Genomic DNA, 13,221 nt, shown 5'->3' on the forward strand with positions numbered 1-13,221 from the left:
TTGCCCACTGTGTTTGCATGGGTCGCTGGAATCGTGACCTGGGCAGTAGCTCTAAGTTTGCTACACCCGTTCTGCGTCTCTTACTTTCCTGCAACCCAGCACCAGTACTCTTTCCTGTGAGAGAGACTGTCATTAATTGTTAGCGTCAAGGAATTAAGAAATGTCACAACGTCAGAGCGGTACGGTCAAGTGGTTCAACGACGAGAAGGGGTTTGGTTTCATCACCCCTGAAAGCGGTCCGGACCTGTTTGTGCACTTCCGTGCCATCCAGGGCAACGGCTTCAAAAGCCTGAAGGAAGGCCAGAAAGTGACCTTCATCTCGGTACAGGGCCAAAAAGGCCTGCAGGCTGACGAAGTTCAAGCAGAAGCTTAAATCTCGTACACAAAAAGCCTCTGATGGTGACATCAGAGGCTTTTTTATGTCCTTTATTCCGTAAGATGGCGGTTTTCCTTGACGAGACCCTGCCATGTCGAAACAACCGCTTAGCCCGCAAGGCGACTTTCCCGCCGTTGGCCTGGGGCGCCGCCTGGCAGCCATGTTTTATGACTTTCTGCTGTGTACCGCCCTGCTGATCGTCACTACCTTTATCTACAAGCTGATCATGATGAGCTTTATCGGCGAAGCCAAAATGCGCGAGCTGTCTGAGGCAGGCGCCCTGGATGGTGACCCGCTGTTGTCGACCATCCTGTTTTTTGTGCTGTTCGGGTTCTTTGCCAAATTCTGGACCCATTCCGGGCAAACCCTGGGCATGCAGGTATGGGGGGTTCGCGTGCAGAACGCCGACGGTACGGCCATCAGCCTGTGGCAGGCCCTGCTACGGTTTATCGTGTCCATCGGCTCGTGGTTGTGCCTGGGGCTGGGCTTTATCTGGTCGATCTTCGACAAGCAAAACCGCACCTGGCATGACATGTATTCCAACACGCAGTTGGTGCGCATCCCCAAACAGAAGAAATAAAAAAAACCCGTATCTCACGATACGGGTTTTTTATTGCCCTTGTGGGAGCGGGCTTGCCCGCGATGGCATCGGCGCGGTTCAACTGAAAAACCGCGCTGCCTGCATCGCGAGCGAACCCCCTCCCACCCGGGTGTGCGGCTTACTCCGCCAGCTTGAAGGTAATGAAGCTGGCACGCCCCTGGCGCAGAACCCGCATCGACACCGAACGGTTCTTCGGCAATGCCTTGGCGATTTCAGTGAACTCCTTGCCATTGCTGATGGCCTGGTTGTTCAAATGAGTAATCACGTCACCAGGCTGCAGGCCGATCAGGGCCGCAGGGCCGTCCTGTACATCAGTGATGATCACGCCACCCTTGATGTCGTTGGCTTTCTTCTGCTCTTCGCTCAGGTCTGCCACGGACACGCCCAGGCGGTTGCTGCTTTGCTCAGCGCCGTTACCCGAAGCAATGTCTTTCGCGTCATCAGGGATGGCGCCAACGGTCAGGTCGAGGTTTTTGCGCTTGCCGTCACGAATCACTTCAAGGGTCGCCTTGCTGCCGGCCTTGAGTGCGCCCACCAGATGGGGCAAATCCGCCGACATCACGATCGGCTGACCATTCATGCTCAGGATCACATCGCCCACTTGCAGGCCGCCTTTGGCCGCCGGGCCGTTATCCAGTACCTGGGCCACCAGGGCACCTGCAGGTTTTTCCAGGCCGAAGGATTCGGCCAGGTCCTTGTTGACCTCCTGGATCACCACACCCAACCAGCCACGGCTAACCTTGCCACCGGCCTTGAGCTGGTTGGCCACGTCCATCGCCACATCGATAGGGATCGCGAAGGAAACGCCCATAAAGCCGCCCGAACGGGTGTAGATCTGCGAGTTGATCCCCACCACTTCACCCGCCAGGTTGAACAGCGGTCCACCCGAGTTGCCCGGGTTGATCGGCACGTCAGTCTGGATAAACGGCACATAGCTTTCATTGGGCAGGCTACGGCCCATCGCGCTGATGATGCCCTGGGTCACGGTGTGGTCAAAGCCAAATGGCGAACCAATGGCAACTACCCACTGGCCGGCCTTGAGGTCCTGGGACTTGCCCAGCTTCAGCACGGGCAGGTTCTTGCCTTCGATTTTCAGCAAAGCCACATCGGAGCGCGGGTCGGTGCCCACCAGTTTGGCTTTCATTTCGCTGCGGTCGGACAGGCGCACGATGATTTCATCGGCATCTGCAACTACATGGTTGTTGGTCAGGATGTAACCGTCGGGAGAGATGATAAAGCCCGAGCCCAGGGACTGCGCCTCGCGCTGACGGCCGCCTTTGCCGGCGGGTGGCATGCTGCGTTCAAAGAACTCGCGCAGCCCCGGCGGCAGGCCTTCGAGGTCGGGCATCTGGCCCATGCTGGAGACCCGACGTTCCGGCAATTTTTGCGTGGTACTGATATTCACCACGGCCGGTGAGGCTTGTTCGACCAACTGGGTGAAGTCAGGTAACTGCGCTTCAGCCATGACCGGCACTGCCTGCCCGAGCATCAGCACGGCTGCAAAAATGGGTAGATAAGATTTCAATCGAGGCATCGACATACAGCTCCCGTTAATAACAGCTGAGTTAAGCGACAGGCACCAAAAAACAAGTCCAAAGCATAGACCGTTTTTCAGGCCCCGGAAAACAAACAAGGCCAGAGCCCTTGAGGGCCCTGACCTTTATAAAAAGACAAAAAAATGGCAAATCGAAAATTGTCACCCGCCATGTCGGTGCAACCCTATGGTTTGGCCTGAGCGTCGTCTTTGCCCACACGCATCGAAAGTGCAATGCGCTCTGCAGTCCCCATCGGTATTTCACCCACCACAGTGGCCATCATGTCGCCCTGAGGTGTACTCAAGTGTCGCGTCACGGCGGCGGTTGGCCCCAACTGGACACGCGCATCAGGCACCGCAGCACCCTGCAACGGCTCGATAAACACGGAGAAGCGCGTCAGCCCGTCGTCATACAGCAGGCTGGTGACTTCGGCCTTGGTGCGCGGGTCACGGTGTACCGTGCTGCTGACTTGCTCGAACCCGGAAGGCAACCAGTCGGAATGCCAGGCCTGGGTTGCACTGCCCTGCTCAGCCTCGGCGTCAGCCCGGGCAACAGGCCGGCACTGCCCGGCAGGGCTGAGCTGGCTGTCATCAGGTGGCGTGGTGGCCAGGCTGGTGAACTGATAGCGTTCAAGCAACTGCCCCTTGTCATTGAGCAACAAGGACTTGAGAGGCAAACCGGTTTCCCGGTCCAGATACAGTTCAAACCCGTAGCGATGCTGGTCACGCGGGGCCAGCGAGATAACCGCGACCGGGCGACCGGCAACCCTGGAGTTGCCTTCCATTGCCACGGCATACAGGTCATTGAGCTTTTGCACATCGAACTGCCGCGCCGCGACAGCGGAGACATCGCCCAGGCCCGAGGCCAGCTTGCCAGTGACGCATTCCGTGCGTCCGTCTGCTCGAATCACCTCTTGTGCCGGGCCATCGAGTTGCATCAACCGCTCACGAACCTTGCCGTCCTGCACCCGGTGCCAGATGCTGTGGGTAGAAAAACTACCGTTGCGCTCGTAAACGAAGGTGCCTTGATAGCTGTGCTGTTGCTCGGCCTGCCCAAGACGTTTGAGCCAGTCCTGGGCTTCATCGGCGTGGGCAGGTACAACAAACCAGCCACTGAGCAGAAGAGGTAGCAAGGGTAGGACGCGCATGATGGTCCTTAACGGTTATCCAGGCTCGCGGCACGAGCATAAGGCAGCGGGCTTTCAGCCCCTTTCAATGCGGCTTGCTGTGCATGCTGGCGCAGGTAGCCTGGCAAGCGCTGGTCCTGCCAGCCCGGCTGACCTTGCAGGACACCGTTGGCCATCGGGCCGGTGGCCTGGTCGGCGCTTTCGCTGTAGTTGGCCAGTACTGCCGGGCCCTTGGCCATCGGCGCACTCAGGCTTTGTGCCGGGTTTTGCTGGGCCAGCTGGTTGCCGACGATGTCATCCTGGTTGTACAGGCGTACACCTGCCAGAACAGCGACGGTCACCGAAGCGGCTACGGCCAGACGACCGATGCTGCGCCACGGTCCACGGACCACCTTGGCCGGGGTTTGTTCTTCGGCCAGCGCGGCCGAAACGGCAGATGCGATGTCCAGGCGCGGAATCAACAGGTCCTTGTGCATCACAGCACGCGCCACCTGATATCGGGACCAGGTGTCACGGGTTTGTGTGTCGTCAAAGGCATTCAATACCCGACGCAGTTCCAGTTCGTCCGCTTCGTTATCCATCACTGCGGACAGCGATTCCTGCAGGGCTTCACGACTCATGGCGGTTCCTCTCTTGGCTGTCGCCGCTGTCTCAGTTTTCCTGCAACAACGGCTGCAGGGCTTTGTCTATGGCTTCCCGGGCGCGGAAAATCCGGGAGCGCACGGTACCCACCGGACATTGCATGACGCTCGCAATGTCCTCATAACTCAGACCATCGAATTCGCGTAAAGTTAACGCCGTACGCAAATCTTCTGGCAGTAGCTGAATAGTGCGGTGAACGGTGCCCTCGATCTCGTCGCGGAGCAAAGCGCGCTCCGGCGACTCAAGATCCTTGAGACCATGATCACCATCGTAGAACTCGGCATCTTCCGAGCTCACATCACTGTCAGGCGGACGTCGACCGCGTGACACCAGGTAATTTTTCGCCGTATTGATGGCGATGCGATACAGCCATGTGTAGAAGGCGCTGTCTCCGCGAAAATTACCGAGCGCCCGGTAAGCCTTGATAAAGGCCTCTTGGGCAACGTCCTGGGCTTCATGGGTGTCGTGCACGAAACGCACGATCAACCCGAGAATTTTGTGTTGATATTTCAACACCAGCAGATCGAATGCGCGCTTGTCGCCACGCTGTACGCGCTCGACCAGCTGCTGATCCTCTTCCTGGGCTAGCATGAATACTCCTCATAAGACCGGGAGGAAGATTGCTTTGCTAACTGATCAGGCTTGCAAACATAGACTCGGGCTTTTCGCAAAAGTTCTCTCCCCCCTGGCAAGTTTCCTGCGCGCTCGGATTTGGCACGCACGAAAACGCAGCTCGGGCCTGGCCGGCTGCGTCAATAATCTTGTCGTCAAATTCAGCTGTCGAGTCGAAAAACAAACCCCGCATCAATCTGGACGCCGTTCCCCTGCATCAGGGGCAGCCCACTATGGAACCCCTGGCTATACGAAAAGTTCAAAACCTTCGTACGAAACTGCCCAAGATGCACCACGAAATCGTACCAGAACTCGAGTCGTTCCTGAGTCCTGCCATCACTCGCAGATTAATTGTGCAAATCGACATGCAGACCCATCGAGTCTGAGGCACACTTTGCGCCCGCTGTAATTTAACAATGCCATAAAGGCCCGGCCATTGTGCCGATCCCCCCCTCTATATACTAGAGGGCGCTTTTTTGCGGATGTCAGAAGAATGAGCCAACATTTTCAACATGATGTGCTGGTGATTGGCAGCGGCGCTGCCGGTTTGAGCCTTGCGCTCACGTTACCCAGCCATATGCGTATTGCAGTGCTTAGCAAGGGCGATCTGGCCAATGGTTCAACGTTCTGGGCCCAGGGTGGCGTCGCCGCTGTTCTGGATGACACCGACACGGTGCAGTCCCATGTCGATGACACCCTCAATGCAGGTGGCGGGCTGTGCCACGAGGACGCGGTACGCTTTACCGTCGAGCACAGCCGTGAAGCCATCCAGTGGCTGATTGACCAGGGCGTCCCCTTCACCCGCGATGACAGCATCGACCCCGAGCAGCAAGGCTTTGAGTTTCACCTCACCCGTGAAGGCGGGCACAGCCACCGGCGCATCATCCATGCGGCCGACGCTACAGGCGCGGCGATTTTCAAGACATTGCTCGAACAGGCCCGCCAGCGCCCCAATATCGAACTGCTCGAACAGCGCGTCGCTGTCGACCTGATTACCGAGCGCCGCCTGGGCCTGGAAGGTGATCGCTGCCTGGGGGCCTATGTGCTGGATCGCGCCACGGGCGAGGTCGACACCTTTGGCTCACGCTTCACCATTCTGGCCACCGGGGGGGCGGCCAAGGTGTACCTCTACACCAGCAACCCGGATGGTGCCTGCGGTGACGGCATTGCAATGGCCTGGCGCTCGGGTTGCCGGGTGGCCAACCTGGAATTCAACCAGTTCCACCCCACTTGCCTGTATCACCCCCAGGCCAAGAGTTTTCTGATCACCGAAGCCCTGCGAGGCGAAGGGGCGCACCTCAAGCTGCCCAACGGCGAGCGCTTCATGCACCGCTTCGACCCGCGCAACGAACTGGCACCGCGGGACATCGTGGCCCGGGCCATCGACCATGAAATGAAGCGTCTGGGCATCGATTGTGTGTACCTGGATATCAGCCATGAGTCCGATACGTTCATCAAGGCCCACTTCCCGACGGTGTATGAGCGCTGCCTGGCGTTCGGCATCGACATCACCCAACAGGCCATCCCGGTGGTCCCTGCGGCGCATTACACCTGCGGTGGAGTCATGGTCGACGAACATGGCCACACCGATGTACCAGGCCTGTACGCCATCGGCGAAACCAGCTTTACCGGCCTGCATGGTGCCAACCGCATGGCCAGCAACTCGCTGCTCGAGTGTTTTGTATACGCCAAGTCGGCAGCGGCCGACATCCTCGCCCAGTCGCCCGAAATCGCCGCCCCCGTGGCACTGCCCAGCTGGGATGCCAGCCAGGTGACCGACTCGGATGAAGACGTGATCATCGCCCACAACTGGGATGAACTGCGGCGTTTCATGTGGGACTACGTCGGCATCGTGCGCACCAACAAGCGCCTGCAACGGGCCGAGCACCGGGTGCGCCTGCTGCTGGACGAAATTGATGAGTTCTACAGCAACTATCGCGTAAGCAGAGACCTGATTGAATTGAGGAACCTTGCTCAAGTAGCGGAACTGATGATCAGGTCTGCCATGGAACGTAAGGAATCTCGGGGTCTGCACTACACGCTGGACTATCCAGGGTTACTGCCAGAGGCGAAGGATACGATCCTTACACCGACCTGATGAGGCACGTTAGGAGCCAATAGCGTAGCACCATAGGACCCCGTTTTGTAACAGCTTTGGCGCACATTTGTCCCAACGCTGGGGTCCTTATCGCCTGCCCGCAGGGGTCCCTATCGTGCGCCTGAGCGAGCGTGCGGGGGCCTAAGGGGGTAAGCGCGCAGGTTAGTAGTTACAGGTGGTCACTAAGAAATTTCTGTCAGATCCTTAAAGGGCTCCAGACACATCCGCTATGACCTCTCCGACCAGTCCAGCGATTAGCTCGCCATGAGCGCAGCCATAAAGAACCGCTACGATGCCGAACAGCTTCCATGTGGCTTTCGACATAGCGATAGCCTTGAGGACGGCCAACCATTGTTTCTTGGCGGCCATAGCGGGCTCCTACGTGAAGTCTGATAAAGAATGTGGGGCATTGCCCTGCACATTTTGCATAGCAACGCATTCCACATGGGTTCATCTGAAGGTCCACCATTTAGATAGACGCTCAGATCAACCCACGAGGCCCATTACGGACCTCATGGATACAGCGGATGTTACGGCTTGACGACCACACGGGTAATCAACGGGAACGCTACGGTCTCAACCTGAAGTTTCTCGGTAGGATCCGCTGGGTTTGCCAGCTTCAGCTTGACCTTGGCTTGAGCCATCACGTCAGCAATACCTGTGATCTCAATGTCCCAGCCCTGTACAGAAGCGTTACGGCTGGCGAGGATCGACCACACTTCACCGTCATTGCCCTCACGAAACGACAGGGAGGCGAATCCTTTAGGGAGCATGAAGACGCCACGGTTACTGCCTGAGTAGAACTGAGTACGGCAGCCCAAGAGGTCCTCAATCTCGGCTACGCCTGCCCGCTGAGCTGCGCGCTCAAGAATCGCCTGTTCGGTCATGTGCATGAGCAGCACAAAGTCACTCAGGGAGTTGCCAACCGAGTGGTTAATGCTCAAGGTCAGTTGGTCAATCCAATCCTCAGAACGATCACGGGGGCCGGTACTGGTGATTGTGACCTCCTTGGCTTCAACGCTCGGGGATTTAATGAGGATGTCCACGATGGTGGAGCCGCAAGCCTTTTCGAAGTCCTGCATGGCCTTGTCCATCATTTGACCAATAGAGTTGCTCGTGAAGCCTGCAATCAGGTGAGCGTCCATCAAGGTCATACGGTGCGAAAAGAACGCAGCAGTATCGGTTGGCTCCGTAAAAATCACGTCACCGGCAACTGCCTCGCCCTTGGTGATTGTCGAGGTGTCATAGATAGAGCGGCGAGGATCGAATTCGATGTTGCGATTGACCATGTTGACCAATTGCACAGGGGTCGGCTCGGTGCCTTTCGGGCGGAACTCACAGGGGATAGCATCCATTGCAGCGGCGTGCCATTCGCCACCATTGAAGTATTCCTGAAGGGTGTCCGTAATGCCCTCAGCGGCCACACTGGAATCGCTCAACGGGGCTGAGGTAGAAGCCAGAGTGTTGAACTGAAGGCTGCCACCATTACCCCATACGGCAGCCTCGTAGGCAGTCGGGGTGATGTGACGGTCAGTGCCTTCACGGTGGTCAGTGGATTTAAAAGCGTTCTGTATGCGAGTAGTCATGAGTAAGTATCTCCTGAAATTTATCGGAATGAGGTCAGCGAGACACCAGCAAGTGCCAGCGCCCGACAGGCAAGAAGGTATGGATCAGCGAGCTGGTGTGGACTCAATCCCACGAGGACCAAGTTGACCGACCGTTGGCAGCACGGATGGCAGCGCCTTGGGCACGCATCTTGGCTTCAAGGGCTTCGCGCTTAGCACGGCGGCGGGCGACCTCAAGCTCACTTGGCATGCTGTAGGAGGCAAAGCGCTCAGCGTGACGTTGCGACTCTGCAATCTGCTGTTGACGATGACGTTCAGCGGCTGCACGAGCCCTGAGGACCTTGGAGGTCGCTTCAGGAAAAGCCGAAGTATCGAGACCAGCCGTTAGGTACTGCTCGATAATGGCGCCTTGCTTTGCATCGTTCTTACCTGCACCGGCGATCAGCCCGGACAGCATCACGCCTTCAGCGAAAGCACGGGTTACGGTCTGACCTTGGACTTCAGCAGTTTCAGGGGTTACGTTTTGGATATTCAGTTGCATGAGGGTGAGTCTCCTATTCGGAAACATTGATCAAGCCTTGCCGCATAGGCGCACAGGGACCAGAGACGAAGGAGTACGTCGCCCGGTGGCCTTCAAGGCTTGTCAATGCTTTCTGGGTTTAAGTGGTCCGTTGGGGGGGTGAATCTTGCGGGGACCGTTATGGCTGCTGATGGCGGACAGCAAGGTTTGAAGCGGAGGATTTATCTGGTGGTGATCGGTAGGCGAGTCATCGGAATGCTTAGCGGGAATATCAGGACAGCATCGAGGTTCAGGCCGGATTCAAGGATGGCCTCAACGAATCTGATCAATGATGGATTGACCTTGGCAAGGTGAGCACGGAGCAGGTCAAGCGACACACCGTATTCACCGGGGACAGACAAAGGCTCACGGCCATATGGACGCTGCCAGATGTTGCGTAGGGTGATGAGCTTGGTACGACTTGCCGGGGTCGTGAAGAAGGCGTTTAGCTGCTCGGTGAAGGTCATGGCTGGATGTGGAGTGATGGCGATCATTGGGTCACTGCCCCGGCCTTCATACCCAGCTCTACGGCTCGTTCATGCGTAAGGTTGCCCCGTGCGACTGCTGCCCGTAGACCCTGCTGCGTGTTTTGATGCTTACCCTTCAGGGCATTCCAATCGCACTTATCGTTAAAGGCCATGCGTTTGATGATGGTGGCGCCATGGTCATTGCCCAGCGCGGTCATCTTGTCGGCGACCAGCGCGGCTACTTCTGGCAACTCAAGGATCGCTTCAAAAGCATCGTAGACCATGGACTCGAATTCCTCGGAGACCCAGCCAGCGTATGCCAGTGCGGCGCGCTTGGTTGCCTGCGTGACAGAGCCATTGGAGCTGTGCAGAAATTGCATAGCTTCCATTCTTGCAGCTTGCTTGGTCCGCCATTGAGCGGGAGCCTTGCCCTTCGGAAGATTCAAGGTGCGCCAGATATCGGTCAGGTCCCACATGCCAGCATCGTTAGCCTTGAAGGCGTGGCCGTTGATGATGATGAGGTGACCTGCGTGCTTGTGCTTGATGCTGTTCATTTTCGTGGTTTCCTTTTGGTAGCGCCCTTCAGGTCGCACCCACAGCCAGCCATCCAGACCCCACGAAGGGAACCGGCTGTGGCATGAAAGGCGCTATCAGAAAGACTGGATATTGAGATACCCTGCGACGGGCAGCGGGTGACATTGTGTCGTCCCGGTATAGGTGAGGGTTTTTAATTTCGAAAGACTGCCCGACCACCTCAGACTCTTTGAGATGCTGTTCAATTGTGGTCGTTAGACCCAAACTCCGCCCTTAAAGAATCCCTATATCCTTTTAAGCATTGAATACTTAAAAGATTAATATAAAGACAACAACTAAAGAGTTACTCATAGAGGATCTTTAAGTAAAAGGCCCTGTAATCACACGAGCAGTAACAGGAGGCCCAAACCTGTTAAGGGTCCCTCCACCGAAGTGGACAGACAATATCGTTGAGATGGTCCCCGATGCTGGACCCAGTGATCTTTCTTGATGAAAGCACTGCTTGGTGGTCGTGATGGTCTGGGTATCCCCTTTAGGGTCCTCTGTCCGATTCACGCCTTACCCTCTACGAGCGACCTTCCGGGTCACTTGCTGGGCATCGTAGCTACTGCGAGGTAGCGATAGGTCGGGCCTATGCGGTCCTCCCTCTATAGGTGAGGGTTTTTAAATTAGTCATCAATAGAACCGAAACGCCCGCTTCAGTCACGGGCGAGAGAGCGTCAAAGCCCAGATCTGTCTTTAAGGTAGCGGTCCGGTGCTGGTCCAAAAGATCTTGTTAGGGCTCTGCATGGTGATCGTATCGGTCTGGGTATGACCTGCTGTCCGGATACGCCTTGCCCGCATTGTGCCACCGTTGCGGCGACCTTACGGTATCATTCACAGAGGTCGCCACGTTTGGGATGGTGTCGCTCTGGTTATTGTTGGGGTTTTAAATCTGCGCCGAAACTTATCCGGTCTTGCGGATGGGTGGTGGTGATTTCCACAATCACCGACAGAGTAAACTACCCGTCGCTCGTGAGGAGCGTCAGTTTAAGTCATGACGAACCTTGAAGGTTATAGTACGGGCCGTTTCCTTGGGCGCCTGGTCTTTTAATACTGAGCACTCCCCAAATTGATATTTGATTTTCTTTATATCTTTCCACTCCGGATAATTTTTGCTATTAATCTTGAACGTACCAAGATTAAAAACCCAACCACCAGCACCAAAGTTCAACTTACTACTAAGCTTAAGATGATATCCGGCGACTTGCACCCTGATACATTTTCCGCAATCCAAGTCGAGTTCAAGTGTGAGACCTTCTATACTATCCATGTAGTCGCTCCTCAAGTTTTCCGGCGAACGAGCCGGGAGAACAACCCCCAAGATATTGCTTCCGAAACAGCCAGTGCGCCAAGAATATAAAATGGAATATGTGAGAAAAACTTGACGAACATATTACATGAAGAGTAACGAATATTGACGCAACCGGTGCCTTCGATCAGGGCACCAATAGAGCAGACAACCAAGATTGCTATCACAGCATTTACAAGGCGTCGGCTTGGTGAAGTTGCAGCTGGCATAATAAACTCCCTGTTATTAAAACTCGACAATAGCAAAATCCACACCCTATTGAACCGATTGATTTCACACCACGCCTAAAGCGTCCATGAGGGCCTCAGCCATGCGCCCCACCTCAACCGCACTCCCAGCCCCGTACAGGTCATAACTGATCGACCCCGAGGCGTGCCCCAAGATGGACTCAGCGGTCCCTACAGGCACCTCAGCGGCCTTCAAGGCACCGGCCAGAGAGTGACGCAACGAGTGGAAGGTCTGGGTCCGATCAGCTTTCAAGCTCAAGACATCCCGTAGCGCCCCATTAAGCACGTTCGAGAACTGACCAGCTCCCAAGGTGAACAGCCGAGAGTCGGCCTTCCTGACAAACTCAAGGAACGCCTTAAGGTCAAACCCGTAGGCACCGTCAGTCAACGGTACGACACGCAGAGCATTCTTGGTCTTGGCTGTCTTGCCATCGTTCCTATTGATGTCGATGACCCACACGTCCCCGACCTGCTTAACGTCAGCCTTGGTCAGTTGCCTCAGTTCCTCGATACGGGTACCTGTGATCACCCCAAGGGACAATGCCCAGCGCTGCCATGCGTCCACTGGTAGTGAATTAGCGTGGGTCATCAGGGTCTTTACCTGATCCTGAGAGAGCGCCTCACGAGAGCTGTCAGCGCCCTTAGTTGGCTTCAGACCCTTGTCGAAACTCTTGTCCAGATAGCCGTTGTTCACAGCCCAATCCATGACCGTTGATAGCCGGGTCAGCAGCTTCTTTACCGTCGATGGTTTACGGTCCTCAAGGAGCTTGTCCCTCAGATTCTTCATGTCCTCCCGTGTGTGGGTCTTCATGTCCAAGTCGCCAAGGATCACGCCGATAGCCTCACACGATGACTTCACGTCCCGCATGGTGCTGGCCTGAATGCTGTCTTTGCGCTCCTCCATGTAGAGCGCAGAAAGGGACTTGAATGTCAGACCCGAAAGAGCACTTACAGATAAGGGCAGGGAGAGGGCCACAGACGTGCTACACGATTCGCCATTGAGGTCCTTCACGATCTCGACCAGCTTCCCCGACCGACCCCGCATACGCTCCTGAGAGGCCTCAAGGATCTCCAGCGCCTTACTGACTGCTCGTTGCTGATTGATGCTCAGGGGCAACTGTGCGGACGCCTTACGGAGCGCCAAGTGATGTTCATCGTTGATCATCTCGTAAGCGACCAGTGAACTGTCACCGTGTGCCATCGTCAGGTTGTACTCAGCGATGTCGATCAAGCGCTCACGGAGTGAGTCCCATGACGCCTCAGGGTTGTCCAAATGATAGGCCTTCAGAGTCGAAAGAATGTCGTCGGAGATGGTCATTGCGGTGGCCTTGTCGGTAGTCCTAAGTGACAGCGTGAAGAAGCCCTTAACGGTTCCTTGAGGGCGAAGGCGAAGGTAATAGCGACCAGACCGGCGATAGTGGTACGGCTTGGCGAGCGCAGTTTGTAACAGGTTTGTCCCACTTGGGGAGCGGTGGTTGACGGTCATCGGCTGAAACCCCTGTATCCATTGGGTTTAGCCTCAAAGGGT

General features: G+C 56.2%; 15 protein-coding genes. 3 read left to right on the top strand and 12 right to left on the bottom strand.

Annotation, left to right across the window (positions count from 1 at the left end):
- Positions 1-160 precede the first annotated feature (160 nt).
- Complete coding sequence (locus BFC21_RS12115) at positions 161-373, top strand: cold-shock protein (RefSeq protein ID WP_016782052.1); 213 nt, start codon at positions 161-163, stop codon at positions 371-373.
- A gap of 94 nt (positions 374-467) precedes the next feature.
- On the top strand, positions 468-956 hold the full coding sequence (locus tag BFC21_RS12120; protein ID WP_016782051.1) for an RDD family protein: 489 nt from the start codon (positions 468-470) through the stop codon (positions 954-956).
- A 139-nt stretch (positions 957-1,095) separates the two neighbouring features.
- Here the strand turns inward: BFC21_RS12120 and BFC21_RS12125 are convergent, their stop codons facing one another.
- From BFC21_RS12125 to rpoE, 4 genes are all read right to left on the bottom strand, one after another.
- Positions 1,096-2,517 carry a DegQ family serine endoprotease gene (locus BFC21_RS12125; protein WP_083369602.1) on the bottom strand — a complete coding sequence of 474 codons (1,422 nt, stop codon included), beginning with the start codon at positions 2,515-2,517 and terminating at the stop codon, positions 1,096-1,098.
- 179 nt (positions 2,518-2,696) lie between these two features.
- Entirely contained in the window at positions 2,697-3,659 is a 963-nt protein-coding gene (locus BFC21_RS12130; RefSeq protein WP_088377983.1) for a MucB/RseB C-terminal domain-containing protein, read from the bottom strand.
- 8 nt (positions 3,660-3,667) lie between these two features.
- Entirely contained in the window at positions 3,668-4,258 is a 591-nt protein-coding gene (locus BFC21_RS12135) for a sigma-E factor negative regulatory protein (RefSeq protein WP_088377984.1), read from the bottom strand.
- 31 nt (positions 4,259-4,289) lie between these two features.
- Entirely contained in the window at positions 4,290-4,871 is a 582-nt protein-coding gene (rpoE, locus tag BFC21_RS12140; protein WP_016782046.1) for an RNA polymerase sigma factor RpoE, read from the bottom strand.
- Positions 4,872-5,385: 514 nt separating this feature from the next.
- On the opposite strand from rpoE, the gene nadB reads away from it, so the two are divergent.
- Positions 5,386-6,990, top strand: coding sequence for an L-aspartate oxidase (nadB, locus tag BFC21_RS12145; RefSeq protein ID WP_120266172.1), 1,605 nt, complete (start codon positions 5,386-5,388; stop codon positions 6,988-6,990).
- A gap of 204 nt (positions 6,991-7,194) precedes the next feature.
- On the opposite strand, the gene BFC21_RS27205 is transcribed toward nadB, so the two are convergent.
- The 8 genes from BFC21_RS27205 to BFC21_RS12175 all read right to left on the bottom strand — a co-directional run bounded on the left by BFC21_RS27205 (position 7,195) and on the right by BFC21_RS12175 (position 13,179).
- Entirely contained in the window at positions 7,195-7,359 is a 165-nt protein-coding gene (locus BFC21_RS27205) for a hypothetical protein (protein ID WP_162939322.1), read from the bottom strand.
- A 161-nt stretch (positions 7,360-7,520) separates the two neighbouring features.
- Complete coding sequence (locus tag BFC21_RS12150; RefSeq protein WP_120266173.1) at positions 7,521-8,576, bottom strand: hypothetical protein; 1,056 nt, start codon at positions 8,574-8,576, stop codon at positions 7,521-7,523.
- A gap of 103 nt (positions 8,577-8,679) precedes the next feature.
- Positions 8,680-9,096 (bottom strand): hypothetical protein, encoded by a 417-nt coding sequence (locus BFC21_RS12155; protein ID WP_120266174.1) that lies wholly within the window; start codon positions 9,094-9,096, stop codon positions 8,680-8,682.
- A gap of 200 nt (positions 9,097-9,296) precedes the next feature.
- Entirely contained in the window at positions 9,297-9,608 is a 312-nt protein-coding gene (locus BFC21_RS12160) for a hypothetical protein (RefSeq protein ID WP_177342586.1), read from the bottom strand.
- Entirely contained in the window at positions 9,605-10,135 is a 531-nt protein-coding gene (locus tag BFC21_RS12165; protein ID WP_120266175.1) for a hypothetical protein, read from the bottom strand. The genes BFC21_RS12160 and BFC21_RS12165 overlap by 4 nt, the downstream gene beginning before the upstream one ends.
- Before the next feature lie 1,004 nt (positions 10,136-11,139).
- Positions 11,140-11,427, bottom strand: coding sequence for a hypothetical protein (locus BFC21_RS12170; RefSeq protein WP_120266176.1), 288 nt, complete (start codon positions 11,425-11,427; stop codon positions 11,140-11,142).
- Positions 11,428-11,438: 11 nt separating this feature from the next.
- Entirely contained in the window at positions 11,439-11,675 is a 237-nt protein-coding gene (locus BFC21_RS27210) for a hypothetical protein (RefSeq protein WP_162939323.1), read from the bottom strand.
- A gap of 64 nt (positions 11,676-11,739) precedes the next feature.
- Positions 11,740-13,179, bottom strand: coding sequence for a tyrosine-type recombinase/integrase (locus tag BFC21_RS12175; RefSeq protein WP_120266177.1), 1,440 nt, complete (start codon positions 13,177-13,179; stop codon positions 11,740-11,742).
- Positions 13,180-13,221: the final 42 nt, after the last annotated feature.

Origin of the sequence: Pseudomonas sp. TMW 2.1634, from assembly GCF_001703595.1 — a bacterium.
Lineage (GTDB): Bacteria > Pseudomonadota > Gammaproteobacteria > Pseudomonadales > Pseudomonadaceae > Aquipseudomonas > Aquipseudomonas fragi.